This window comes from Amycolatopsis saalfeldensis (genome assembly GCF_900110575.1).
Lineage (GTDB): Bacteria > Actinomycetota > Actinomycetes > Mycobacteriales > Pseudonocardiaceae > Amycolatopsis > Amycolatopsis saalfeldensis.
In genome coordinates this window covers 1-24,375 of sequence record NZ_FOEF01000047.1, presented here as the reverse complement: position 1 = coordinate 24,375, position 24,375 = coordinate 1, and the positions used below count along the sequence as shown (strand labels likewise).

The window sequence follows — 24,375 nt, the reverse complement described above, 5'->3', positions numbered from 1 at the left end:
CGGCGCCCCGGCGCCGGACCCAGGATTCCGTGACAGGTGTTGTTGGCGTAGCGCCGCCAGGCGCGAAGCACGCGGGGTCGGCGCCGCCAGGCGCCGGTCACGCCAGATGCGCAGCATCTGGGCGGAGGCGCCCCCGGCGCCGGAGCCCGATTCAGTGCCCGCCGTCAGGCGGGCCGGGTGGGCGGGCGGGCGCGGGGAGCACGAGGGGGCGCGAGCCCCCTCGTATCGGCGTGACCGGCTCGATGCCGGTCACGCCGATGTTTCGCGCCGCGCGGGCGGGAAGCTCGGGGCTTCTCGCCCGCGCGGCGTGCGGGCTGTGTCAGGCGGCGACGTTCGCCCGGTCTGCTGCCGGGGCGGGGAGCTTCTGGGCGGCCTGCCAAATGACGGCCGAGACGTAGCGGGCGCTGTCGGAACCGTGCACGGTCATCCGACGGACGCGCTGGCCGTTGAGAACGGCGGCGGTGGTCTTGGCGTGGGGTCGGGTGGGGATGAAATGCCCGGTCGGGAGGGTGACGCCGTGGCTGTGGGGATCGTCGGGCCGCGTGGTCCACGTTGCTTTGATGCCGTCGAGCATGAGGCAGATTCCGACGGCCTGGGCGAACGCCCAGGCGGCGAAGCGGTCCGCCGTTTTCGCGGCGTCGGCGTCGCCGTTCGCGCGGTGCTTGGCCGCGATGGCGGCAAGGGTGCGCGCTCCGCGCTCGCGGGCGTCCATGTACTTGATCAGTGCGGCGGTGTCCATGCTCGGGCTCCTGGCTGGGCGGGCGGGCGGCGGGCTGTCAGCGTTCGGGGCTGGCATCGCTTGGCGGGTAAAGGAAGTCGTGCATGCATTCGGGGCAGAACGTGACTTGTGAGCCGCTGGTCACTTCGGGGGCTTCGTCGTCTGCGTAGGTGTTGTAGGCGTCGACTAGGTCGGCTTCGGTGGGGTAACTGCGGTTGCACTCAAAGCAGTACTGAAACGCGTTCTCGTCGTAGGGGTCGCCGAACTCCGGATCGTCCGGGGCGTCGCCGTATGTTTCTTGGTCGTCGAACTCGGCGACGCTTTCGCCTTCGTCGTACTCGTCTTCTTCGTCGTAGGACTGGCTAGGGCGTGGCTGAGGGCTGGTCACGTTCTCTGTCTCCTGGCGGCGCTGACGGGGGCGACGGCCGGTGTTGGTCCGGCCGCCGGTGGCGTACGCCAGGGTCACCGGTTCATGATTTGGTGCACAAATTCCGCGCTGCTGAGTTCAGCATGGTTGCTGTGTTTGGTAATCAGGTTTTCGATGTGCTCCGCCTCGCTGGGGGTGGCAAGAGCAATCCGGACGTTTAATGTGCAATCGGCGCAAGTCGCGTTAACGGTGGTGTAACGCGTGGTGCTGGTGATGACCTTAACGGCGGTTTGATTCAGGAACGCGGACAGCTTAGTCATGGTGTCGGCCTTTCAGCGCTGGGAAAATGGAGGAGTGGGAACCGGCGGCCGGTGGTGGTCCGGCCGCCGGTGGCACATGTCAGGCGGGGAGGTGGGCGGCGAGGTATTCGCGTGCGGCGCGTACGGCCGACTTGAGGATCGGGAGCGCGCGGCTGTTGGCGCGGCCCTGCTCGCCGTAGTGCATCTGGGAGTAATCCTCGTCCCGCGACGTCCAGGCGCGGGCGGCGGCGGCGATTCCGCGCCCGGCAACCTTGCCGTTGCTCCAGTGCTGCATAGCGGCCTTCAGGCCGGTTTCTGCCTGGTACTCGGTGATGTCGGGATAGGCGAACGTGACGATTTCGACGGCGATGGCCAAGGCGGCGGCGCGGACGGCGGCGGTCTCGCACACGGGAGAGCAGTACTCGGCGGCCGGGTTGTCCGCGACCTTGCGCGCGATGTTGGCGTCACACTGGCCGCACCGGACGACGTCCCCGGTCTCGGGGTCCAGTCCGATGGTGGCGAGCCGCGCGGCGGTCTCCTCGTGCGTTTCCTCGGCGGCCTGCTCGGCGGGCTCGGGTGCGGTGACCGGCTGCGGGGTGGCGGCCTGCTCGGGGACGGTCACGCCGTCGGTGAAGCACTCCGCGCAGAGGCCGTTCCGCCGGACGCTGAGAGCTTTCTCCGTGCGGGAGAGTTCCAGGTTGCACTCGGGGTTCGTGCAGGTGATGACGGGACCGTCGGCTGCGGAGAGGTGGGCGTTCGCGGGGGCGGTCTTGACGGCTGCGGTCATGGTGGTGTTTTCCTTTGATTCTGTGGGGTATCTTCCGGAGTTTTGGCGGGCTCCGGGTGGGGTTTTCGTTTCCCCCTGACAACGAAAATATTACCCGATTCTGGCCGGTCACGGAAGGGTTATCACCCTTTTTTCTTCTTCTTTTTTGTCACATTGTCGACCGAATCGCGCGGCTTTCCACGGATTCTTTCTGTCTACAAAGGGGGGTCTTTGTGCTTCATTCCCTCGGCCTGATGTCGTTAAGCCAGGGGTGTCAAGGGCGCTTTTCCCTTGACACCCCTGGTAGACATCAGGAAGGCCGAGGGAATGAAGCGCGAAGACCCACCGAACCGCAGCCTTCCATCCCCTCCATTCCCGAGGCCTGCCTGGGGGGTCCGGGGGGTGGCGAACGCCCCCCGGAAACAACAGCGTTTCCGGACCTTTCTTCAATTACTTTGCACGTCGGAAGCCATTCATTAAACAGCTACATTTGACTGCGACTTTAGTTATTTTCGGCTTTATGTTCGGGCGGTCAGTCGCCCTCGACAAAGAAGATGTATCCGCCGACGACGGTGAGGATGCCCAGCAGGCCTGCCAGCGCCCATGAGATCGGCTGGTCGAAGGCGGCGAAGATGACCTTGTAGACGACGGTGGCGGCGCCGGCGAGAAGCGCTTTGACAAGCACGAGCGGCACGAGGTGGGCCTCCTTGGCCGGTGGGTGGTGAGGGGTCTGGCCCGGCTGCGCGCGGCCCGGGAACGTCAGCAGCCAGGAACGAGGCCGCAGAAGATGAGGTGCAGGAGCGCACCGGTGTAGAGGTTGATCAGCGTCATCAGCCACAGGGCGGTGACCGCGAGGGCTCCGATGGCGAGAGCGGACCACCAGGGAATGGGCACGCTCTCCAGCCTGAGCAGGAGTCGCAGCAGGTAGGCCAGCGCGACGACGAGCGGGAGGCTGGCGAAGGCCAGGACGTGCAGGGGCATGGCTGTCTCCGGTGAGGGTGTGCGGTGACGGGGGGCGCGACCGGTGCGCGCCGGCCCGCGAGGGTGACTCAGTTGTGGAAGGCGGCGACAAGGGCGAACAGAAGCGCCAGGCGCCAGGTGATTCGGTGGCCGCACAAGGGAACGACGATGACCTTGATGATGAACGCCCAGATGAGGGCTGCCGCGATTTTGGCGAGGAACATGTGGACTCCGAGTGGAGCGCGAGGGCGATGTGGACGGCGGCCGTGCGGCGGGCCGGTTTCCGGCCCGCCGCTCGGGCGGCTCACCAGTCGGCGCCGACCAGGTCTTCGGCCAGGAGTTCGTAGTGGAGCCGGTCCTCGACGGCGGTGCGGTCGTCGAAGTGGCGCCAGGCCTCCTCGTCGGTCACCTCGATGACTCGACCACCGAGCAAGTCCTGGATCATGTCCGCCGCGGCGGCCTCGGCGGTGACGTCGGCGAAGAGGGTCGTGCTCATCGGGCCTCCTGGGCTGGGGTGTCTGTGGAACGCGGCTCTGCCCAGTGCGCCGTGGGAGGGGGCCGAAGGCCGGCGGGGGTTCTGGGTCGGCCATTCCGGTGTGATCGCCGGAGGCGACCCCGAAGGGGCTTGTCTCACCGGAATGGCTGGCCCAGGTTCATCGCCGCTTGCCCCTCCCACGGTGTACTGCCCTTGGGCGGTCCACTGGCACTCCAGCCTGCGCGCCCGCTGTGCCCGGCCCGGACCGTGACCAGCACCGTCGCGGTGACGCGGCACCAGAGCCCCGGCGTGCTCGTGCCGCGGAACCTGAGGGACCGCCGCCATGGCTGGCACGCGACAGCCGCGTGCACGTAGGGACGGCGGCATGGAGCAGGGCCACGGCGGCAACCGTCAGCCGAGTCGAGCAGCTGCCGGCTGTCGGAATCTCCCGCGACTGCGGGAGATTCCGATGCTCTGGCGAACCCCGACACCTGCAGCCCGGTCTGAGCGGCGCGGGCGGCCTGGTTGTCGGCCGTCAGGCCGCAGGCCGGGAGCCGGTTCGCAGCGTCGACAGCGCCGCGGGCCAGCTTTCTGGCTCCGCGGCCGCCCGGTACCTGCTGTAGACGGCGTCCACCGCGCTTCGCTCGGCGTAGATGGTGGCCAGTATGTCGGCGGCGCTGGATTCGGCGGCCTGCTGAAGGCGGGTCGCGTAGGTGCGCAGGGCCCGGCGCCACGCGGCTTCGAGGATCAGCGCCTTGTAGTGCTTGCCGGTCAGGGGAACCGGCGCGGCTTGGTAGAGGGTGATGAGCTCGTGGCCGAGCCAGGCGTGCTGCTGTTCTCCTCCGGCCCGGCCGGTGGTGACCGCGTGACCGAGGACGAGCCCGGGCGTCGGGTCACGGTCGCTGGCGACGACGTCGATGACGAGTTCGAGAATGAACGCGCTCATCGGGGTGGCCAGGTCGTCCGGGTCGATTCCGGCGAGCAGGGCGCGGGCCGCGCTCGCGGGGAGCTGCAGCAGGCAGCCGAGAAACTGGCGTTCCGGGTCGAGCAGTGCGGCATCGACTGCGGTGTCCCGTGGCCGCACGTCGCTCTGCGGCGGTGGCCCGCAGGCAGGTCCGGGCGGGCGTGGCGCAAGCGCGTCGTCGGTGGGCATGGTTCCTCCCCTGGTGTTGAGGTTAAGCGATGGTGTTGTCGCCGCGCATGAGGAATCCGCTGGTCACGACCCCTGCACGGGGTCAATGAGCAGGGCGGTGGAGTTGTCGGTGCCGCCGTGGCGCGGGCCAGCCAGCGCGATTCGATGCGCTGCGGTCTCGACGTTGTCGGTGGAGGTGACCAGCTGCGCCAGGACGTCGTGCGGGACGGGTTTGTGGACGCCGTCGCTGGTGAGCAACAACCGGGTCTCGCGGTCGGGTGTGCTGGTGCGTCCGATGGTGTCGGCGGTGGCGGTGGCCACGCTGGAGGTGACGATGTGCTCCCACGACGGCAGGCGGTGGGCGTACCAGCCGGGGACGGAGTCGGGGTCGTCGTAGTTCTCCCGCAACCAGGCGCGGGTCTCTTCGGCCCGGGTGTGATCGGTGGTCAGCTGACGTAGATGGCCATCTCGGCTCTCGTACCCGCGGCAGTCGCCGACCCAGGCCAGTTCATAGCCTTCGTGCTGCTCATGAGCGACCGCGACGACCATGACGGTGTCGCCGTCGATGTCGTGGCGCAGGATTTCGTCGCGGGCCGTCAGCAGCGCGTCCGCGGGATCAAGGCGGTGGCCGAACGCGGCCCGCACGGCGGTGGTCGCGGCGACACGCGCGGCTTCAGCGGCGCCAGGACGATCGCCGATCCCGTCGGCAAGTGCCCACGCGGCGGTGTCTCCGAAGACGTCGTCGACGAACACCGCGGCGTAGTCGGCGTTGGTGCGGCGACCGCCGATGAAACTGGCCAGCCCTCGGTGGAAGACGGGCCACTCGGGCGGGCGGTTGAGATGCTGGCGCGCGAGGGCGCGGGCTTCGGCCCGGCCGCCGGGCGGGTCGGCGGTCTCCGACCAGCCGCAGAGTGAGCAGATCGCAATCGGATGGCCGTCGGGCCCCGAGCGATGGGTGGAGACCTTGTGCAAGACGCGGCCAGTGTGGTCGGCGCGGATGACGGATGTCATGACGGAACTCCTTGGTATGTAAAGAAAGGCGCACAGGAACTCGGCGCTGGCGAGCGCCATGGCTTTGTCGCCGGGCTCGCCAGCACCGGAGGCTGATCAGCTGGCCTGGCTGGTGATCAGCGCCTGCTCGAACTTGAGCCGGATCGGGTAGTGGGTCACGCCGTTCTCGACGTGGAACCGGCTGCTGTCCTCCAGGCGAAGCTGCTTGGTGGAGTTCTCGTCAAGTAGCACCCGACAACCGCCGGCGGCCTTGTCGACGGACTGCACGGTGCCGGTCAAGCCGACAAGGAACTTGGGCGAGACGTTGGTGATCATGACGACGTCGCCCGCGGCCAGGCTCTCGGCGAGGGTCTGGATGCGCTTCTTGCGACCGGTTTCGACCTCGGTGATCTGCTGTGCAGTGGCGTGGGAGACGAGAAACGTCACCAGGTCGTCGAAACCGTCAGGTGCGTCGAGGACGTCGAGCGCCGCGACGGGCATGCCGTCAAGTGGATGGCGGGTCGTGCCCTCGGGGATCCAGATCGACCGGCTCGCCTTCCCCGAGCTGAGCCGTGCGGTGGACTCCTCGTCCAGCAGCACGGTGGCGACCTTGCCGTTCTTGGCCTGAACGGTGCCGGTCAGGCCGCGCAGGTACGCCTGCTTGATGTTCTGGCGAACTTTCACCGTCGCACCGACGGTGACCCGTGCCGAGACCAGGGCGTTCTGCTGGTCGGCCAGCAGTTGACGGCGTAAATGGAGGACGTCGCTCAAGGCGTGGGCTTGGGACTGGGTCAGCTCCTCGCGGGTGAATTCCAAGGCTGATTCGAACTGCACGGCGTACCTCCGGGGTGTCGGGGTGGGACGCCATGGCCGGAGCACGCCTCGGAGCGCGGGGACCGGCCGGCTCCGGCAAGAGCTGCTCGCCCCGGCGGCAACTTCGCCGGAGCCGGGCGGTCCGGCGGGGCCGCGCGCTCCGCCGGACCGGGGTGAGACCGCGGAACGCGGCCGAGTGAAGCGAGGCTGGTCTCACCCGGTCGGCGTTGGGCGGGCGGCATCGGCGCGTCAGCCCCGCCCGGGCGTGCTGGCCTGCGAGCGGCCCCATCCCCGGGCAGCGCGGAGGGCAGAGAAAGGGTGTGGCCACGATTCCGAGCGCTCGACGCAAAAGCGGCGCACGGCGCCGTACGCACCGGACTGATTTAATCGATATCGACAGACTTCGCCGAAGCGTCGTGGTCGGGGCCCACGACCCCGGCAACCGGGCTGGCGACACCACACCCTCGGCAATCGGCTCTTGCGAGATCCCTCTGCACGGGGATGCAAGCAGCGGAACACACACGAAAGTCCTTCATGGACCCCACTCCGTCAGAAGGACAGGGTGCTCCGGAGTTTTGCTGTTCCTCCGGCAGGACGTCAGACGGGGGTCAATTTAGTCGATATCGACTAAATACGTCTCGTAAGTGAGCGAGAAGTAGTTGTCGGCGAAGGCCGCGAAAGCGTCGAGGTCCCCGCGGATCACATTGGAGACGTCGGTGATGTGCGCGCCGGTCTTGCTGTCGAACAGGTCGAGCAGCACGGTGATCCGCCGCGGGGAAAGCAGGGCGACGCCGGTGACACCCGTGCAGGCTTCGCACCGCGAACTCGCGGCCCGTCTGCGACGGTGTGGACGGGTCCAGGTGTCGATGGTGATGACGAACTCCTTCGTCCGATGTCGTGGCAACGGTGTCCTGGCTGGCGCTCAGGGAGTTGAGCGCCAGCCAGGACGCCGGGGCGTCAGCTGGCGAACAGGGCGACTTCGTCGCGGACAGGACGATGCCGCGAATGGTCGGTGGCCAGCTTGCGAGCGGCGCGCAGTTCGCGGCTGCTGACGTTGGTGACCGTGCATTCGGCTGAGCAGTGCTTGCAGCGGAACGTGCCGGAGCGCCGGGTGAAGGTGCCGGTGATCGCGTCGTCGAGCGCGACCATGAATCGGGCGTAGAGCCCGAGCGCGACGTCCAGCAGGGAGTTCTTGATGCGGTGACGGCCCATTGGGTCGGGTCCTCTCGGTGCGGTGGTGAGCTGACGGGCCTGGGCTCATCAGGCCGTGGCGAGGTCCGTAGGACGGCGGGGGTTCTACTCGGCGGGGCGGGTGGCCCGCAGCGGAGCGAGGACCGTCACCCGCCCCGCCGGGCGGGTTCATCGCCGCGTTGCCTCGCCGCGGGTCTGGTGACCTTCGTGCGTCAGCTGGCCGGCCGAGCGGAAGGGCGTCGACCACGTGCCCGCACCGCTTGAGGTAGCGGGATTGCTTGTGATCTGGGTGTCCACTTTTTGTCAGGTTTGTGTCAGATAGTTGGCATAAACGCAGGTGGGGCCGCCCGTGTTGGAGCGGCCCCACCTGGTCGAGTGGATCAGGCGGCCAAGTCCGCTTGCAGGTCTGCTACCGATTCGGCAGTGCCGGGCTCCTCCCCCGCGGTCGGTTTGATGGCCGCGCCTTCGACGGCGTCGTCCTCGTCGTCGTTGCCGTCGGGGACCTCGTCATCCCCGTGCTCCTCCGCGGCGGTCTCGTCACCATCGTCGGCGATGCCCAATTCGACGGGGGTCGTCGTAGTGGACTGCGATGGCGTGAGGACCAGCTCCTCCACCGGGGACAGCGCGTAGCCCCAGTTCTTGAGCTGCGTGAAATACGAGCGCTGGGCGGGCGAGGGCTTCTCCCAGGTGTTGCGTCGGTCGGTGCCCTCCTCGAGCGCGGCCAGCAGCATGACCAGGTTCAGCACGGTGGCTCGCGAGGGAGTCGCCTTCGTGGCGGCGTCCGCGATGGGGTGCGCGAGGCGCCGGTCATAGCGGCTGCGGCCGGCCTTCTTGTCGAGTCCCAGCAGTTCGACAGCCAGGGCGTGATCGGACTCCATTGCCTTGCGAAGGTCGTGGCTGCCCTCGGCGATCGTCTGCGCGATCCACGTCGTGGCGTCCTTCGGTGCGCTCTTGCGGCCGGCGAAGTTCTTGAGGAAGGTCTTGCGGACCTTCTCCGCCGAGTCCCAGTCCTTGCCGTTCTGGATGACGCGGCGCCGGTTTGCCTTCTCCTCTTCGGTCATCGGTCCGGTGGCCCGGCCGGTGCCGGCGGAGTAGGTCGCGGTCACCTTCCCTTGTCCGGCGTGGATTTCGGCGTGGCCGTGCTCGGTGAAGCTGGTGCAGACGTAGACGATCTCGACTCGGTCGGCCTCCGGCCGGTGGGACCGGTAGTCCAGGAACGCCGCGTGTCCGGGGCACTTCGCGTGGCGCTTGGCGGTGAGCTTGGTTCCGGGCTTGGTCTGCGGGGTGGCGCGCAGGTCGGTCAGCTTGCGGGTCTTGCCGCCGTAGAGGGTGTCCGGGCGGGCAATGACGGTGACGCCGTCGGCCTGCAGCTTGTCGGTCGTTTCCTGGCGCAGCCTGCGCTCCTCGCGCCGGTCGCGAAGCCGCTGCGCCTGGTGGCTGAACTGCTCGGGCTGAGTGCGCGCGCATTCGGTCAGCGTTGCCTCGGCCGCTTCGTCGCCCTGGAATTCCGCGACGACTGCGGCCTGGGTGAGGTCGAGGGTGCCGTCGTTGAGGGCCTTGCGAGCCGTGTCGCTTGTGGCCACCTGGATGGTGGTCTCGACCTCCTTGACGGGGATCGAGCATTCCCGGGCGATGGCCCGGGCGTCCAAGCCCAGGTCCAGCAGTTGCTGGGCGGCTTGCACCTGGTCGGCGCCGCAGATGTCGGCGCGGTGGCGGTTCACCACGACCTGGTCGACGATCCTGCGGCGTTCCTGTGCCTTCTCGTCGAGCGACGGTCGAGGCTCGACGATGACGCGGACGCGTTCGCGCTGCGTCCGGATCGCTGCGAGCGTACGACGCTGGCCGTCGTGGACCACCAGCTTCCCGGTGTCGTCGCGGTAGGCCCGGATCGGCTCGCGAACGCCGTGGCGGGCGATGCTGCGCACGAAGTCCTTGTCCAGCACGACGTTGCGGCGGGTGTTCGCGCCGATGAACAGCTGGTCGGGTGCGACTTCGAGGAGCTCGACGTCGTCGGTCGACCGCTCGTGGGGGAAATCGCCGGATTCGAGACCGGACGTCTCGGTCGTCGTCGAGATCTCGACGGCGACCTGGCGGTCTGGCTGTGCCTCGGCCAGAAGCGTCGTGGTGAGGTCGAGGTTGACCTCGGTCGGAATTTCGATGGTGGTCACTGGTGTTCTCCGTTTCGTGGGGTGGACCGGCGTTTTGGCGGGCGCCGGAATTCATGAAATGTGTCGCGGATTTGGTGGATCCGCTGTGTCGCGCTCTGCGCGGGACGCACTCGGGAAAGCACGATCGCGTGTCCGGCCGAGGAGACAGGAAGCCGTGTCCAAGCGAGATTTGCCTCCTCGGTTGGCGACGCGATCGTGCTAGAGTGCGCTTCCCGCACTGGAAGCGACATTCGGTTCCCAAATGCGTCGCGCGGATTGCTACCGTGAAGTAACTGGCGAATGTGTTCGGAGATTTCTCACTGGTGGGCTTCAGTAGCGAATGTGGAAATGTCGTGCTACTTGCAGTATCCAGGCGTGCCTTATGTTCGGCGTTGTTTCGGGATGCGGTAAGGCAGGCCGGCTGGGTCGGCCTGCCTTACCGCGTCAGCTCTCACGGTGGTCGTGGATCTGCACTGCGGCGTCGAATCCGACCAGTGCGTGGTATTGCTCGTCGGCGCGGTAGGCGAAGTTGCCGCCGAAGATCCAGCCTGTCAGGTCTGGCATGCCGTCGACCAGGATGGAAGCCGGCACGATGATCGTGCGGTGGGGCTCGCGAACGAGCCACACCGCGGGTGCTTCGGGACTGGGCAGGTACATCTGCGCTGCCTGTGGCAGGGGCTGCAGGGTCGGGCGTGCTCCGGTGGTGACCAGGCCGTTGACTGTGAGCAGGTGGTGGCGCTCGGATGTGCCGGTGCGGTCGGAGGCGGTGAGACCGTCGCGGTAGACGGTTACATAGACGCCGGCCTGCTCGTGTCGATAGGTGCAGAACGTGTCGGGGTCGCGGGTGCTGGACATCGTCATCGGTGGGTTTCCTTCCTTGTGGGGTGTTCGGCGTTTTGGCGGGCGCCGGCAGGAGTGCGATTGAGTGGTGCCGTCCGCTTGGCCGGTCTTCGGCGGTGGTGCGTGCGGATGCCGCACCGGCTGCGGGCCACCGGGCGCCGGGGCCGAGGTTCGGCGGAGCCGACCGCGGCAGCGGTTGCCTTGCCCTGGCGCCCGGTGGCGTGCTCGGCTTGGCATCCGAAGCAGCCGGGCGGCACGAAGGGGCAGGAGGAGAGCGGAAGGGTGCGTTGATGCGGGACCGCGTCGTTTCAGCTGGAGCGGATCCGCTCCAGCCAGAATCCCGGCGAGTGTCGGTCGTCGTGTACTCGGCCTGCACGCCATCCGGTCAGCCGGGCAAGCTGGTCCCAGGCCCATCGTTGGTGTGGGCTGTTCCATCCCAGGTCAGGGTCGGTCACGATGTAGGGGATATCGACGGTTTGGGTGGCCAGCCACGAGCCGGTGGTGTGGCGTTGGATCCGGACTAGAACGCGGTCGTGCGTAGTGTCGAGAGTGGACGGTTCGGCGGTCAACACCGGGCAGCTGCGGCAGTCTGGGTAGCGTCCGGGGTTGTCGCGGACGCAGCGGCCGTGGTTGCCGAACCTGGCCAGCTCGGTCGTGCGTAGCGTCTCGTGCAGGGTGGCGAAGGTGCGGGGGCGCAGAGCGCACTGCGCGGGGATCGTGCTGTAGTGGGCGCCGAGGCTGAGACGATTCCAGCCTTGTCCGTCCGGTCCTCGTGGATCGAGCTTCGGTGCCGGTAGGTAGATGGGCACGACAGTCCTTTCTGCCAGTGGCGGGCCAGCGGGGTCGCGTAGCCGGCCGCGGCCGGGATGGGTCGGCTACGCGACTGCTTGGTATGGACGGGAAAACGCAGGGTCAGGTCCGCGCCTGACGGTTGCCGGGGAAGTTCTCCGGGATCGGCATCTCGCCGGCGGCTACCGGGCACGGCGTGAAGCCGTCGCGGTGGACGACCAGCAGCGCCCGGGGATGGGACTCGAGGTGAGCGGCAATACGTCCACATCGGACACACGGTCCGAATGTCGGGATCCTGGTGATGGCGGGCTTGTTCACGACAGTTGTCCTCCTCGGATCGGCGGGCGAGGCGCCTTGATCGCCGTGATGGCGGAAGGGCACGTGGGACCCCGGCGGCGCCTGGGGTCCCACGTGCGATGTGGTCAGTCGAGGAGATCGGCGGCAGCGGGCAGGGCACGCTGGCCGGCGGTGAGCGCGGGGAGGTCCTCGTCGGGCTGATCCGCGCGGGTCGCGGTGACGCGGATCGGAGCGGGGTTGTCCTCGCCGACGACCGATTCATCGGTGTAGACGATCGTGCCGTTCTGCACGGAGACGACGTTGTCGCGTACGACCAGGCGCCAGCGGTCGTCAGGTGCTTCGCCGTCGGCGTCGATCTCGCCGTTGCAGATGTGGTCGAAGGTGAAGTGCTTGAACTCCTCGGGATAGGTCCACCCGGACGCGGGCAGCCGCATGAGGGCCGTGTTGCCCTGCAGGGTTCGCATCTCCCGCTGCACCGTGGCTCCGGGCTTGAGGAAGGTGTCGATCAGGTACTTCATCCACTCCGGCGAGTCGTAGAACTTCTCCGCGCCGTTCCATTCGATGGCACCGCCGTCGTCGGTGGGCATCCAGTGGCACCACAGGCCGGGCTGGCCGTGCGGCGGCATGTTGAAGTCGCGCACGTCCTCGTTGCTGCCTCGGGCGAAGTCGTTGCCGGGTTCGGCGTGGTAGGGGCCTTTGCGGCGGTCCATCCGCCGGGAGTCGGCGAAGCTGTTCAGGTAGGCGATTTCGTGCTCGTTGAGCGGCGGAGTGATGGTGACCTCGCCGGTGAAGTAGGTGGTGTAGCCCATGCAGGCGGCCTTTCGTGCTGGCCACCAGGGACGTCGTCCTGGTGGCGGCTGGCGCCCCGCGGGATCCGGGGTGCCAGCCGCGTAGGCCGGCGTGCGGGTAACAGCGGCAAGGCCGCGCGCTCGGCCGACCGGGGTGGGATCGCGCGCAGCGCGACCGAGCGGAGCGAGGCTGGTCTCCCCCGGTCGGCTGGGCTGGCGGGGTCCTTGCGCGCGCCCGCACGTCGGCCAGCGTGCGCAGCCCCGCCCCCGGGGCCGCCGACCCCAGCGACGCGGTCGCCAGGTGGCGGCGGGCCGGGGCTTGCTGCCGGGCGCTCAGGGCAGGCGCGGGGTGTGCTGCACGGGGATGCCGAGTTGTGTGGCGAACTCTGCGAACTGGTCCACGCTCGCCGGCTCCAGGGATGACAGCCGTTGCAGACCACCGGTGAGCGGGGTCTCTGGGCTTCCGCCTTGCCGGACTGCGCGGGCCGGCGGGGTGGGAGTCGGGTCGATGTCCGCGGTGAGGAACAGGTGCGCCGCCATCGGCGGCGCGAGGTCGAACCGCACGATCGGGGTGATCGGCGGGATCACCAGGTCGGCGCTGTCCAGGGCCGCGGCCAGCGAAGGCGGGGGTCTGGTCCGGGGACAGCATCCCGAAGGGGTTGCGCCCGGGTGTTGGGTCCGCCCACGCGACGACGTCGCCGTCGGGCAGGACGGCGAGCAGGCGCAGCACCGGCCGCTCCTGCACCGCGGTGCCCGCTGGATTCTCTTCAGCGTCGGTGTGCCGTGCCGAGGCGAACAGCGTCTCGAACTTGTAGGTGATCGCCCCGTGCTGGGTGGAGACGAGGTTGTCGCGTACGACGAGGCGCCATCGGTCGCTCGAGTCCTCGCCTTGGGCATCGATTTCGCCGTTGCAGACGTGGTCGAAGGTGAACTGCTCCAGTTCCTCGGGGTAGGCCCAGCTGGGGATTCGGTGGGCCAGGTCGTGCTGTGCGGTGGCCCCGGGTTTTGAGGAAGGTGTCGATCAGGTACGCCATCCAGATGGTCGAGTCGTAGAACTTCTCCTGCTGGTCGTATTCCAGTTCGGTGCCGTCGTCGCTGGGAATCCACTGGCACGCCGAACTGGGGGCGTCCTGGGCGGGAGAGATGCCTGCCGGCGAAGCCTGGTCTGCGTCGGCACCGTCGTCGCGGGGCGCGACGGAGTACGGGCCGGTCGTGGTGGCCTCGGGATCGCATTCGGCGAAGTGCCGGAGGTAGTTGATCTCGTGCTCGTTGAGTGGCGGGGTGATGGAGATCGAGCCCCAGAAGTCGGTGTTGTAGCCCATGACCAGTGCCTTTCCTGGCGGCCACTGCGGAGGTGGCTGGTGGCGCTCCCAGAGCCGGGAGCGCCGCCGGCCGGGCCGGCGATCGGCGAGGCGCACGCCGCGTCCGTGCTCGCCCGACCGGCGTGATCGGGCCCGGGCAGGGTCATCGGGCTGGCGGGCGAGGTCGGGGCCGGATCACCCGTGTCGGCGCGGGCTGTCGGGTCGCGGTCGTGGTGGCCGCCGCGTCGGCCAGCCTGGTGAGCGCCCGGCTCGATGGCGCCGCGGCGGGTGTTCTGGCGGATGGCGGTCGCCGAGAGGCTGCTCCTACGCTGGACGCTTCGCTGGAAGGAGCGCTGTTACCTCATGACCTCTCCCTCGGAGCCACGCACGCCCTCGGTCAGCGCGCTGGTACGCGCGCTTGCCCAGTTGGGGGTGCCGCACGCACTCGACGAGGCCACCCTCAGCGCTCTTCCCCCGGCGCGGCGCAAGACGGTGCTGCTGGCGCACATCGCGGCGGGGGCGACCTATCTCGAGCGCCGTCACAACTGGCTCGATGACCGTGGCTTGAGCGGTGACGAGTACCGCGAGATCAACCGGAAGGCGGTCGACGCGGTCACCTCCGGCCGAGCCGATCAGCACCACGTCCGCAAGGTCATCGTGGCCAATGATCTGCTGCACCTGGCCGGAGACGTCGCCGCGCTCGCTGCCGCGGACAGGCTGCGGGTCGAGGCGGAGCAGGGGCTCGATCGCATCGACGTGTCGCCGATCGGGGTGCTGATGCCGGCGTTGCTGGCATGCGCGGCGATCCTGCAGGACTGGCAGCGTGCTCTGGCCGACGAACGCGAGTTCAACATGCCCGCGGCGGTGGGCGAGCACCTCGAGGCCGCGCTCAGCGCGTTCGACGAGCTGTGACATCGGCGTCCGGCCCCGATCCCGTGGTGGATCGGGGCCGGACGCCGCAGCTGCAATCAGAACTGCAGGTGCTGGTCACCGGCGGGCACCGCGGCGTCGCGCGGACGGGCGTGCGGGTCGTGGTCGAGGTGTTCGGGGACGAGCGGGTCCTTCTCGCCGTACAGTTCCAGCGCGGTCGCGAGGTTTTCGGTGCGGCAGCGGTGCTTGGCGCGCTTCATCGCGAGGTCGGCGGCGTGCATGAGCCGGTCCAGTCGGCGGCTGGCAGCGTGGGCGGCCGCGGTCGGCGATTCCCGACCGACGATGTCCACCGGGCGGGCGAGGCCGAAGGCCGCTCCGCAAGTTCTGCCTGCGACCTCCACCTGGCAGGCGTCCACGGCTGACTGCACGGTCGCGGGCCAGGACGCGGGAAGGTCGAGCAGGGCGACGAACTCGTCGCCGCCGACCCTGCCGAGCAGCGCCTGCTCGCCCAGCTGCGCGCGGAGCCGATCGGCGATCTCGCGCAGCAGGCGGTCTCCGGCGCGGTGGCTGATCGTGTCGTTGACCCGCTTGAGCTTGTTGACGTCGACGAACAGCACCGCCGGGTGCGCGAGGTGCGGCAGCATCTGCGACGCGGTCGTGGTCCACGACTCGCGGAGGAGCAGGCCGGTCACGGTGTCGTAGCGCAGCCGGTTGTTTTCGGAGGTCAGCCGATGGTTGTCCTGGCTCAGCTGGTGCACCTGGAGCCGGGACAGTGCCCGTGCGCGGCGGTCCCGCAGGATCACGACGACGAGTGCGGCTGTGGCCAGCACTGCCAGCAGGTGGAAGAGAAGCATGATGGGCCCCTTGTGGAGACGCGCCCGGCCTCGGGCGCGGTCAGCCGCCGAGGGCGCCTCGGTGGCTGCACGGCGAAGGCGGGACCGGTGGCGTGAGCGCCTGCGGTCCCGCGCGGACGCGCTGCCGTTCAGCAGCCTGCCCCGGCGGGGTCAAGAACCCGATGGCCAAGGGGCCTGGTGCAGGTGAATGGACCCTTGACGCCGCCGGGGCGGGCTGCTCGGATTCCGCGTCCGGACGTGGGCCAGGGAGGTGGATTCGCCGGGTCCGTGAGCATCGGCGCAGGTCTGGCGCGATACTGGCTGCGCGAGCGCAGGAGAAGATGCTGGAGGGGCGGAGATGACGAGCACGGAGCGCCGGAGCCGGATCGAGCAGATGTACGGGCCGGGCTGCATGATCGAGTGCATCTCGCCGTCGGTGGCCACCGAGCGGGCTGAGGAACTGACCCGGGCCTCGACAGCCCGTGACCTCGGCTCGAGTAACGGGTACTTCGCGGGGATGGCCACCGAGCTGTTGTCCCGGTACCTGCTGGCGGCGGCGATTCTGGGTGAGGATTCCGCGACGATCCTGAGCTGGGCGAGGTCCCGTGGCGCCCAGCCGTGGACAGCGCTGGCCGAACGCGACGACATCGTGCCGGAGGGCTGGTTGAGCACGCGCGAAACGATCGACTCGCTTCCGGCCGCCACCCAGGCGGCCTGTTTCGCGACGGTGCTGTCCGCACTGCGCCTGCCCGCGGACGGATAGATGGTCGTCGTGCCGGACGGCGAGCTGGCCCGCCGTCCGGCACGCCAGGACTCAGACGTGGCAGTCGAGTGCCACCAAGGACATGTCGCCGGGCAACGCGTCGAGGTAGGCGTTGGCCTCGGCAAGGTAGGTGTCGAAGCTCTCGGGCGTCTCGTCACCGGGTCCCGATGTCGACGCCGGTGCGAGCCACCGGCCGTCGTGGGTCAGCGTCGCCCACCCGGGAATGGCGCCGTCGCGGCACTGCTGGATGTAGGTGTCGCGGTCGAGATCGCCGATGATGTCCTCCGGCCACAGCCCGACCAGCAGCTGCCCCTGGTACGGCCGGTGGGAGTGGATCGCGGCGACCCGCGGCTGGGCGCGGTACTCCCGGTGCGCCTGGGCGGGGGTGTATTCGGGGCGGTTCAGGAACTCGTCCAACGTTCGGTGCGGCGGGGTGCCGGCGATGACGGTGTTGTACTCGTCCCAGTCCGGTCCCGCTTCCTCGGCGAGCTCGGCTCGCTTGCGTTCGAAGTCCAGCGCGCGGACGCGGCCACCGTCGCTATAGGTCGGGTCGCGGTGGTAGCCGATAGCTCCCCTGATCACGTCCGCGGCCGCGGCACCTGCGCGCAGCGGCAGGTAGGACCCGAATTCGTAGCCGCCGATCCGGAAGCGATCCAGCTTGCCAACCGGGTTTTCCCATCGCTCTACGCCATCTTCGACGATGCGCTCGATCGGCGTGATCTTGTTGTAGGGCGCCAGCGCCGAGGCGATGGCCGCGTGCAGCGGTTCGTCGGTGAGTTCGACGTCCGCCGGTAGTGCGAGCAGGACGTGGTAGTGCGTCATGGAGGGTGATCACCTTCGTCAAGTCGCCGGCTGGCGGCGGAGCGGATCCCCTGGTCCGGGGCTGCCGCTCCCCCGGGCCGCCGAGGCCGGACCGGCCGGGGCGCCGCGCCAGCGGTGCATCGGGCGCAGCCGGCACGGTGGTCCAGAGTGGACAGCCCCGGACCACCGCTCCGGCGCAGGCTCCGCGGATGGGCTGGAACCTTCACCAAATTCGCCTGGAACTGTCTGCCGCCGGGCTGTCGAACTTGCATCCGACCCGAGCGCTCGCCGTCGGCGGCGAGGACGTATCTGCGGGGGTTTGGAGCGACCTGATCAGCGGGGCTGTCCCGACGTTTCGAGGCAGCCCCACCAGCGGTGCTGGCTCAGGTGTGGCAGTCCACCAGGATCAGGATCATGTTGTCGGCCAAGGAATCGAGGTAGGTGTTGACCTCGATGAGGTGCGCGGCGTGGCGGGCGCGGTCGTCGCTGCTGGGAACCCAGGGCATGTCAGCGGAAAGCCACCGGCCGTCGTGGGTGAGCATGGCATACCCGGGGATCGCCTGATCGCGGCACTGCTGGATGTAGGTGTCGCGGTCGAGATCGCCGAATTCGCGCTCGGGCGGGTTCATGCCCCTGCCCCGGTAGGCCTCGTGCGCGCGCAGCGCGGCGATCCGCGGCTGGGCTTGGTAGTCCCGCTTGGCCTGGTCGAACGAATAAGCCAGGGACGTGTTCCACGCGGCCCTCGCGCGGTCCATTTCCTCGTCCAGCAGTGCGGAGTATCGGTCGGCGGTGTCGTCGGGCGCGGCGTTGTCTCCCAGTCCGGCGTTGGCGCGCGCCTTGGCTTTGGCCTCGGTGTAGAACTCGTGCCACGGCCGCGACGCGGCTTGTTCGGCCTCCTTCGCCCGCGTGGAGAACGTCTCCCACGCCTGGTGCTGGGGTGTCCCGGCGATCACCGCGGCGTAGTCGTTCCAGTCGGCCAGAGCTTTCTTCGCTTGCGCGGCGCGCTTGCGCTCGAGGTCCAGGGCGCGGATCCGGCCGCCGTCACAGAAGGTCGGGTCCAGGATGGCGTGCGTGTTGCCCCAGCTGCGCGAGCCGAAGATGAGGTCGGCGGGGTCGGCGCCGGCGCGGATGGGCAGGTGGTGGCTCCAGCGGCCGCCGATGAGGTACCAGTCCCAGCGTCCCGCTGGATTGGTCCAGTAGGTGCGGCCGAGCGGGTCGGTGGCCTGCTCGACTTCCTTCTCCTTGTTGAACGGCTCCAGAGCACCAGCCAGGTTCTTCTCGACCTCGTCAAGCTGGGTCTCGCCGGGCAGCGCGACGGTCACGGTGTAGTGGTGCATGGCAGGTGATCGGCCCTTCGTGTGGCTCGCCGAGTGAATGCGAGCGAGGCAGGTCCCGGGATCGGGGCGCCGCTCGACAGGACTACCGGCCCCGGACCGGCCGGGGTGCCGCGCTCGGCCGACCGGGGCGGGATCGCCGAAGGCGACCGAGCGCCAGCGAGGCCCGTCTCCCCCGGTCGGCCGGGCTGGCGGGGCTTCGGGCGCAGCCGGGGCGGTGGTCCAGCGTGCGCAGCCCCGTCCGGCGGCCAGCGCGGCAGCCGACGCCCTCGTCTGGTGGGTGCTCGGTCAGCAAACCCGGCAGGGCAGGCGCCGAGGCCGTGATGCGGTATGTCACGGACACCCTCCCCAGCAGCTGTGAGCGCGGCTGCCGGGGAGGGTGTCCCGTGGACCGTGGACGACTTTTCAGGTGTGGCAGTCGACGAGGACAAGGATGGTGTCGTCGTCGAGTGCGTCCAGATAAGCGTTGGCCAGTGCGACGAACGCGTCGTAGGCCGGGCCGGATCGCTCGGTGACGAATCGGACGCCTCCGGGCGAGAGCCATACGCCCTCGTGGGTCAGTACGGCGCCGGTGGGGATGGCGGTGTCGCGTGCCCGCTGAGCGAGCGCGACCCAGCTGTGGTCGGCGGCTGAGGCTTTGGCCGAGGGGGTCCTGAGGTGGCGTGCGGCGTTGACGCGCTTGCGCTCGAGGTCGAGGGCGCGAATGCGGCCGCCGTCGCACACGGCATCGTGCGTGTCGGCGCCGTCTGCGAGGCGGGGGTGGATCAGGTCGGCGCGCTCGGCGCCGGCGCGGACGGGGAAGAACCCGCTGAAGCGGTCACCGATGGCGTATCGATCCCAGGTGAGGGGCTGGTCATCGGGTAGGTCGGCGATGTCCTCGCGGTTCTCGTCGAACGGGGCCATGACGTCGGCGAGGACGTTGTCGAGGTCGGTCAGGTCGGTGCCGGCGGGAAGCACGACGATCAGGGGGTAGCGCATGGATTTCGCCTTCGATCGGTGGCCGCGGTGTCGGTGCGGCCGGATGGGCGCCCTCGAGCGAGAGCGCCCATCGCCCCGGCCGCCGCCGCCGTCTCCGCCGGTCGGGTTCGTGCCGGCGCGGCGACCCTGGTGGGGGCGGCGGCGGTGGTCGAGACTGGGCGCGCCGAGCCGCGCGGCGACCTATCGCTGGCGCGGCTCGGCGACACGGGGTGCTCAGTCGTCGGCGAAGTTCCAGGTCCAGGCTCGTGCGCCGATCCCGTACCGGCCGCCGCGATCGGGCGTGATGCGCTCGGGCGTGTAGCCGGGCTCGGCTTCTGCTTCCGCTTCGATGAGCACGACGGTGTCCCCGTCCCAGTGGGCTCGTGCCGCGTCGCGGTTCTTGGCGTGGGTGGCGTTGATCCAGTCGACGACCAGTTTGGCGACGTCGCGGCGGAAAAACGGGATGGCGGCGCCGTTCCAGGTTCCGTTGGCGACGACCGCGGGGAACAGCGGGGTGCCGACGATGTCGTACATGGTGACCAGCGTTTCGCCTTCGAGGGGTCGAAGGACACGTCGCCGGCGGGCGCCACCGGAGTACAGCTGCTGGTGGCGACGGCGTGCTGCGGCAGCGTCTTTCTTGTTGTTCGGCACGGAAACTCCTGGATGTGGAAGGGAAACGCCCGTCGCGGCTGCGCGGAAGCGCTGGCGCGACGGGCGTGGGCGTGGGCTCAGAACGGGAGGCCGGCGGTGTCGATCGCGACGGGCGGGTCGCCGATGACGGTGTGAGTGGCAAGGTCGGCGGCGACGGCGTCGTCCGCGGTGAGACCAAGGGCCGTCCAGGCTTCGGGCTGGATCTCGTAGCGGCGGTGCCCCAGGCGGGCTTCCGCGTGGCCGAGCACCGGGTGCTCGGGGCCGATCTCGTGCAGCTGCAGCAGGTCCGCGATGGCGAGCAGGCGCAGTTCGGCCGGGTTGTGCATCCAGTAGTCGGCGAGCAGCAGCAGGGTCTCCGACAGGACGCCGCTGGCGAGTGCTGGGAGTCCGTCTTGCTCGTCTGCGCTGGTCAGCACGACGACCTCGAACTGGTCGTGCGCGAAAGGGCGAGCCCAGGCCGCAGGCAGGATTTCGACGTAGCCGGGGCCGGGTGACCACGTCGTCGAGTCGTGGGTGGGTGCGAAGGTCGGTGCGGGCATCGTGATCGTCACGCGGGGCGCTCCTTGGTGCGGTGGTCGGCTGCACCGGCCCGGCGGGGTCGCTTTCCGGCGTGGCCGGGAATTCCCTGGTCGGGCTGGTGCGTGAACGACCTCCGGTCAGCGGGCCGCGACGGGCGGTGGCTGGGGTCTCCGCGCCAGCGGCGCGCAGCGCCCTAGCCACCGCCCGTGGTGGTCTGCTGCGCTCTGCGTGTTCATGCAGCCGCGCCGGGCAGTGACGACCGACGCGGGAGTGCCGGCTAGCGGCGGAGTTTGCCCTTCGCCACCGCCCTGGCCATGCGTGCTCCGGCGACTCGGCCCTGGCGCACCACGCCGCCGGTGCCTCGGCGGCGTGCGGGCTTGATGAAGTCGCGGACGGGTGGCATCGGCTGGTCGGCGAGGTCGGTGTGCTCGGGCCCGGGGTCCTCGGCGGGGTGTGGCGCGGCAGTGGAGGTCTTCGGGGCCATGGGTTTGCGTGCGCGGGCAGGTGTGCGCGGCGAGGTGCGGGCCGCGCGCTGTCGCTGGCGCCCCGCGTTACTGCGGCGCTCGTTCCACGTGTCGAACTCGGCCGGCCACCGGTTCCAGGCCCAGCCCGCGATGACGGAGTCGCCGTTGACGGTCGGTACCTCGATGTCCGGTGTCGGGAACGGGGCGGCGCTGTCCGGTCCCCAGCGCTTGCGCATCATGGTGACCGCGCTGCGGTTGATGCCCCACCAGTGCGCGATGTGCGCCTGCGTGAAGCACTGCATCGGCTCGTCGGCGCTCGACGGAGTATCCACAGTGGACATATCTTGATCTGAAGACATGGCAATCTCCCTGCGTATAGGAATATTCGTGCTGGAAGAAGCGGGGTGCTCGCCTCCACCCGAAGGAAGCGAGCACCCCGCGATCTCAGTTCTCCCCGGCGGTTTCCTGACGGTTCTCGGTGGCCTTGACGGCGTCGCTGATGCGCGTGAGCAGCTGCTCGTTGACCGGCTCGGCACGCCGCACGACCCACCACAGGTCCCGCAGTTCGTCCACGCCGCCCTCGGCGGCGTCGCTCAGTGCCTGTTCCCAGTCGATCGGCTCGGCATTGAGGGCCTCGTCCTCTGCCCCGGGCTCCTCGGATCCGTCGGTCTCGGCTGGCGAGGTGACCACTACCCGGTCGCGATCGGCCTCGGCCGGTTCAGGCGCGGCCGGCTCTTGGAGCGCCCCGGTGCGGGCCCGTTCCATCGCCTCGTCGATGGTCGGGGCGTCGGCGAAGTGGTAGCCGGCACCGTCGGCGACGTCGAGCAGCTGTCCGGTCGGGCGGCCTTCCTGGTCGACTTCGGCGCCGAGCTCTTCGGGGGTGTAGAGCAGGCCGAACAGCGCGTCTTGGCAGGCGTCGCGTGCCACCTCGGTGATCGCGCGGGCCTTGAGCAGTGCGGGGGTGTAGCGCTCCCATGGCAGCGCCCGGTCGTATTTCTTGTCGCGCGCGTAGGGACGGTTGTTGACCAGCCGCACCAGCTGTGACTCCAGCGCGCGGGCGAACGGCCAGTCCGCGCGGAAGGTGAACTCCGGGTCGTCCTTGCGGATGATCTCGGCGAACGCCGGCTCCTTCCAGGACGTGCCGCCGCGGATGCGCAGCTTGTGCCCGGCACGGCGGACCAGCATTCCGATGAGCGCTGCCGAGGCGCTGGGCCGGCCCTCGATGACGAACACGCCGGTCATCGCCGCCATGGCGGGGATGTTGAGCATCCGGCCGAATTCGATCGCCCACAGGATGTTCGCGGGCTGGCGCCGGTAGTGCGCGGGCAGCAGGATCGACTTCGACAGACGCTCGGCGTAGCTTTCCGCGGTGTCGAGCGCATCGGAGGTCGGGGTGAGTGCGCGCTGCGGCGCGGGCACCAATTCTCCTTGGCGCGCTTGGCGTGTGGCCTTGAGATGCTCTCGAAGGCGTGCGGTATCCACGTGGCTTCTCCTTGGGTGAACGACCGGCCGGTGACTCCGGCCGGGGAATCAGGGCGGGTCAGGCGAAGGACTGCTTGGGCAGGAAGACCCGGCGGCGGAAGCGGAGGTCGGCAGGCCGGTCGGCCACGACGGCGCGCCAGTCGACGTACTCCCGGGTTCGCGTGTAGGCGGCGACGACCTCGGGTGTGTGGGCTTCGCGCCAGGCGTCTTCGTCGAACTTGCCGGTGTGGCGCCAGGTCGCGGCGAGCGCGCCGTGGACAGTGAGGACTTCGGCGTCGCCGGTGATGGCAAACAGTTCGGTGGTGACCGCGTCGAGTTCGGCTTCCAGGTCCTTGATCTGGGCTTTGATCCGCTGCTGCCGGCGCAGCGCGACCGCCGCGGCGTCACCTCCGTCGCGGGCGGGAAGTTCCGCGACCGGGTGCAGGCGCCGCAGAATCGGGCCCGCGCCGATGTCGAGTGGAGGTGCGACCTGGGCGAGCACGTGGTGGTGCCAGAAGTCGCTGCCCAGCGTGACCAGCAGGTCGATGAGTTCCTCGTCGCGCTCGACGCGCCGGTAGACGAACTTGCGGGTGTCGAGGAACAGGCAGGCGACCCAGGCGTGGCTTCGGCCGGAGACTTTGAGCTGCCACTGGACCTGCAGCAGGTAGTGGTCGGGCACCGAGTCGTTGCCGTACTCGTCGCTCCAGCCGTCGGCGAGGTCGCTGGTGGTGGTCTTGGCTTCGACGACCCCGCCGTCGTCGCTCAGGGCGTCGAGGCTGGCGAGCATCCAGGGGTGCTCGCGGCTGGCCAGCAGCCCGACTCTGCGGGTGCGCAGCCCAGTGGCCTCGCGAAAGCGGGCCAGGACATAGCCTTCGAGGTCCCGTCCGACTCGCATCAGGTCGTTGTCGGGGTCGGAGATGCCGTGGACCTTGTCGGCGTAGAGCTTGGTCAGGTTCGACCATGGGTTGATGCCGGCCACGGTGCTCGCGTCGGAGGCGCCGATGCCGTCGCGGCGGCGTAGCAGCCACTGCTCGTAGGAGGCGGTGGCCGGGAGCAGGAGCTTTCCGGCCGGGCTGGCCCAGTTGGGAGGTGGTGCCGTCGCGCGTGGTGTCGACGGCGAAGTCGAGGGGATGGTCACGCGACTGCTCGCTTTCGGTGGGGTGCGCCTTCCGGGCGGGAGGCGCACCCCGGCCGACCGGGGTGCGAGACGTGGTCCAGGTCGCGAGCTGGGCCGACCGGTGTGATCCGGCTTCGCGGGCGAGGAGTTCCTGTTCGGCGTCGGCCGGATCACCCGTGTCGGCTCCGGCGGGGCGTACCTGGACGACGGCGTGGCTCGCCGGTCAGGGTGTGTGCCCTCTCGCCCGGGGCGGCCCCGCACGGCCTGAGCGCGCGGGATCGTCCGCCGGCACCCGCGCGGTGCCGGTTCATGAGCTCAGTCCGGCCGGCATCGTCGGGTTGTTCGTGCCGAGCTCCGCTGGCGCAGCTGACGTGCAGGGGCAGGACCGGGCTGGCCGCGGGGTTCGGCGGCCAGCCCGGTGAGTGCTGGTCAGTCGCGGTTCGAGATCCAGGCGAGGCCGAGGAAGAAGATGACCAGGAGGGCAAGGCAGGCGACGTCGAGCCAGGTGGTCGTCATGCGGTCACCGCTTCCGTGGTCTCCGCACGATCGGTGATGTGGATGCCGGGCGCGTGGGCGTCCGGGGTGATGGTGCTGGTTTTCACGAGTTCTCCTGGCTGGTCGTGTGGTGCGTTGACGGGCGCACGCCCAGCGGGACGAATCGGTGCGGGGCAAGGGTTTCCGCGTCAGCGGCGCGGGAGCGCCCTTGCCCAGCGCCGAGGCGATCTGCTGCGC

30 protein-coding genes are annotated in these 24,375 nt (G+C 69.4%); 2 read left to right on the top strand and 28 right to left on the bottom strand.

What is annotated here, in order from left to right; genetic code table 11:
* Positions 1–319 precede the first annotated feature (319 nt).
* The 19 genes from BMY97_RS45045 to BMY97_RS44975 all read right to left on the bottom strand — a co-directional run bounded on the left by BMY97_RS45045 (position 320) and on the right by BMY97_RS44975 (position 13,160).
* Positions 320–739: a hypothetical protein gene (locus BMY97_RS45045; RefSeq protein ID WP_091629753.1), complete on the bottom strand. Its 420-nt coding sequence runs from the start codon at positions 737–739 to the stop codon at positions 320–322.
* Between the two features lie 37 nt (positions 740–776).
* Complete coding sequence (locus tag BMY97_RS45040; RefSeq protein WP_091629752.1) at positions 777–1,184, bottom strand: hypothetical protein; 408 nt, start codon at positions 1,182–1,184, stop codon at positions 777–779.
* Positions 1,181–1,405, bottom strand: a complete 225-nt coding sequence (locus BMY97_RS46710; RefSeq protein WP_143086528.1) for a hypothetical protein — start codon at positions 1,403–1,405, stop codon at positions 1,181–1,183. Before BMY97_RS46710 ends, BMY97_RS45040 begins: the two co-directional genes overlap by 4 nt.
* 79 nt (positions 1,406–1,484) lie before the next feature.
* A complete protein-coding gene (locus tag BMY97_RS45035; RefSeq protein WP_091629750.1) occupies positions 1,485–2,171 on the bottom strand; it encodes a hypothetical protein in 687 nt (228 codons plus the stop codon).
* 511 nt (positions 2,172–2,682) lie between these two features.
* Positions 2,683–2,844: a hypothetical protein gene (locus BMY97_RS47635; protein ID WP_177231866.1), complete on the bottom strand. Its 162-nt coding sequence runs from the start codon at positions 2,842–2,844 to the stop codon at positions 2,683–2,685.
* A 65-nt stretch (positions 2,845–2,909) separates the two neighbouring features.
* Positions 2,910–3,131: a hypothetical protein gene (locus BMY97_RS45030; RefSeq protein ID WP_091629749.1), complete on the bottom strand. Its 222-nt coding sequence runs from the start codon at positions 3,129–3,131 to the stop codon at positions 2,910–2,912.
* Positions 3,132–3,199: 68 nt separating this feature from the next.
* Complete coding sequence (locus tag BMY97_RS49300) at positions 3,200–3,334, bottom strand: hypothetical protein (RefSeq protein ID WP_281246976.1); 135 nt, start codon at positions 3,332–3,334, stop codon at positions 3,200–3,202.
* A gap of 80 nt (positions 3,335–3,414) precedes the next feature.
* Positions 3,415–3,606, bottom strand: a complete 192-nt coding sequence (locus BMY97_RS45025) for a hypothetical protein (RefSeq protein WP_091629747.1) — start codon at positions 3,604–3,606, stop codon at positions 3,415–3,417.
* Between the two features lie 514 nt (positions 3,607–4,120).
* The gene (locus BMY97_RS45020; RefSeq protein WP_143086527.1) at positions 4,121–4,738 is read right to left on the bottom strand and encodes a hypothetical protein; all 618 of its coding nucleotides are present in this window, start codon (positions 4,736–4,738) and stop codon (positions 4,121–4,123) included.
* Positions 4,739–4,801: 63 nt separating this feature from the next.
* Positions 4,802–5,728, bottom strand: a complete 927-nt coding sequence (locus BMY97_RS45015) for a PP2C family protein-serine/threonine phosphatase (RefSeq protein ID WP_091629744.1) — start codon at positions 5,726–5,728, stop codon at positions 4,802–4,804.
* Positions 5,729–5,824: 96 nt separating this feature from the next.
* Positions 5,825–6,541: a hypothetical protein gene (locus BMY97_RS45010; protein WP_091629742.1), complete on the bottom strand. Its 717-nt coding sequence runs from the start codon at positions 6,539–6,541 to the stop codon at positions 5,825–5,827.
* A gap of 592 nt (positions 6,542–7,133) precedes the next feature.
* Positions 7,134–7,424, bottom strand: a complete 291-nt coding sequence (locus BMY97_RS45005; RefSeq protein WP_091629741.1) for a hypothetical protein — start codon at positions 7,422–7,424, stop codon at positions 7,134–7,136.
* Between the two features lie 53 nt (positions 7,425–7,477).
* Positions 7,478–7,732, bottom strand: a complete 255-nt coding sequence (locus tag BMY97_RS45000; RefSeq protein ID WP_091629739.1) for a hypothetical protein — start codon at positions 7,730–7,732, stop codon at positions 7,478–7,480.
* Positions 7,733–8,091: 359 nt separating this feature from the next.
* Positions 8,092–9,879 carry a ParB/RepB/Spo0J family partition protein gene (locus BMY97_RS44995; RefSeq protein ID WP_177231865.1) on the bottom strand — a complete coding sequence of 596 codons (1,788 nt, stop codon included), beginning with the start codon at positions 9,877–9,879 and terminating at the stop codon, positions 8,092–8,094.
* Positions 9,880–10,302: 423 nt separating this feature from the next.
* Positions 10,303–10,719 carry a hypothetical protein gene (locus tag BMY97_RS44990; protein ID WP_091629735.1) on the bottom strand — a complete coding sequence of 139 codons (417 nt, stop codon included), beginning with the start codon at positions 10,717–10,719 and terminating at the stop codon, positions 10,303–10,305.
* Positions 10,720–11,006: 287 nt separating this feature from the next.
* Entirely contained in the window at positions 11,007–11,507 is a 501-nt protein-coding gene (locus BMY97_RS44985) for a hypothetical protein (RefSeq protein ID WP_091629733.1), read from the bottom strand.
* A gap of 103 nt (positions 11,508–11,610) precedes the next feature.
* Positions 11,611–11,805 carry a hypothetical protein gene (locus tag BMY97_RS46705; protein ID WP_143086526.1) on the bottom strand — a complete coding sequence of 65 codons (195 nt, stop codon included), beginning with the start codon at positions 11,803–11,805 and terminating at the stop codon, positions 11,611–11,613.
* Positions 11,806–11,909: 104 nt separating this feature from the next.
* The gene (locus BMY97_RS44980) at positions 11,910–12,593 is read right to left on the bottom strand and encodes a hypothetical protein (protein ID WP_177231864.1); all 684 of its coding nucleotides are present in this window, start codon (positions 12,591–12,593) and stop codon (positions 11,910–11,912) included.
* Between the two features lie 312 nt (positions 12,594–12,905).
* Positions 12,906–13,160 (bottom strand): hypothetical protein, encoded by a 255-nt coding sequence (locus BMY97_RS44975; protein WP_091629732.1) that lies wholly within the window; start codon positions 13,158–13,160, stop codon positions 12,906–12,908.
* A 1,076-nt stretch (positions 13,161–14,236) separates the two neighbouring features.
* Between BMY97_RS44975 and BMY97_RS44965 the strand changes: the two genes are divergently transcribed.
* Complete coding sequence (locus tag BMY97_RS44965; protein ID WP_143086525.1) at positions 14,237–14,785, top strand: hypothetical protein; 549 nt, start codon at positions 14,237–14,239, stop codon at positions 14,783–14,785.
* Between the two features lie 56 nt (positions 14,786–14,841).
* On the opposite strand, the gene BMY97_RS44960 is transcribed toward BMY97_RS44965, so the two are convergent.
* Positions 14,842–15,597 carry a GGDEF domain-containing protein gene (locus BMY97_RS44960; protein ID WP_091629727.1) on the bottom strand — a complete coding sequence of 252 codons (756 nt, stop codon included), beginning with the start codon at positions 15,595–15,597 and terminating at the stop codon, positions 14,842–14,844.
* A 337-nt stretch (positions 15,598–15,934) separates the two neighbouring features.
* On the opposite strand from BMY97_RS44960, the gene BMY97_RS44955 reads away from it, so the two are divergent.
* Entirely contained in the window at positions 15,935–16,339 is a 405-nt protein-coding gene (locus tag BMY97_RS44955) for a hypothetical protein (protein ID WP_091629726.1), read from the top strand.
* 51 nt (positions 16,340–16,390) lie between these two features.
* On the opposite strand, the gene BMY97_RS44950 is transcribed toward BMY97_RS44955, so the two are convergent.
* From BMY97_RS44950 to BMY97_RS44915, 8 genes are all read right to left on the bottom strand, one after another.
* A complete protein-coding gene (locus BMY97_RS44950) occupies positions 16,391–17,161 on the bottom strand; it encodes a hypothetical protein (protein WP_091629725.1) in 771 nt (256 codons plus the stop codon).
* 362 nt (positions 17,162–17,523) lie between these two features.
* Positions 17,524–18,477, bottom strand: coding sequence for a hypothetical protein (locus BMY97_RS44945; protein WP_091629723.1), 954 nt, complete (start codon positions 18,475–18,477; stop codon positions 17,524–17,526).
* A 402-nt stretch (positions 18,478–18,879) separates the two neighbouring features.
* Positions 18,880–19,452, bottom strand: a complete 573-nt coding sequence (locus BMY97_RS44940) for a hypothetical protein (protein ID WP_091629721.1) — start codon at positions 19,450–19,452, stop codon at positions 18,880–18,882.
* A gap of 213 nt (positions 19,453–19,665) precedes the next feature.
* The gene (locus tag BMY97_RS44935; RefSeq protein WP_143086524.1) at positions 19,666–20,082 is read right to left on the bottom strand and encodes a hypothetical protein; all 417 of its coding nucleotides are present in this window, start codon (positions 20,080–20,082) and stop codon (positions 19,666–19,668) included.
* 77 nt (positions 20,083–20,159) lie between these two features.
* On the bottom strand, positions 20,160–20,633 hold the full coding sequence (locus BMY97_RS44930) for a hypothetical protein (RefSeq protein ID WP_091629717.1): 474 nt from the start codon (positions 20,631–20,633) through the stop codon (positions 20,160–20,162).
* Between the two features lie 245 nt (positions 20,634–20,878).
* The gene (locus BMY97_RS44925) at positions 20,879–21,424 is read right to left on the bottom strand and encodes a hypothetical protein (protein WP_143086523.1); all 546 of its coding nucleotides are present in this window, start codon (positions 21,422–21,424) and stop codon (positions 20,879–20,881) included.
* Between the two features lie 85 nt (positions 21,425–21,509).
* Entirely contained in the window at positions 21,510–22,484 is a 975-nt protein-coding gene (locus BMY97_RS44920; RefSeq protein WP_091629713.1) for a hypothetical protein, read from the bottom strand.
* Between the two features lie 121 nt (positions 22,485–22,605).
* The gene (locus BMY97_RS44915) at positions 22,606–23,664 is read right to left on the bottom strand and encodes a YqaJ viral recombinase family nuclease (protein WP_177231863.1); all 1,059 of its coding nucleotides are present in this window, start codon (positions 23,662–23,664) and stop codon (positions 22,606–22,608) included.
* Positions 23,665–24,375: the final 711 nt, after the last annotated feature.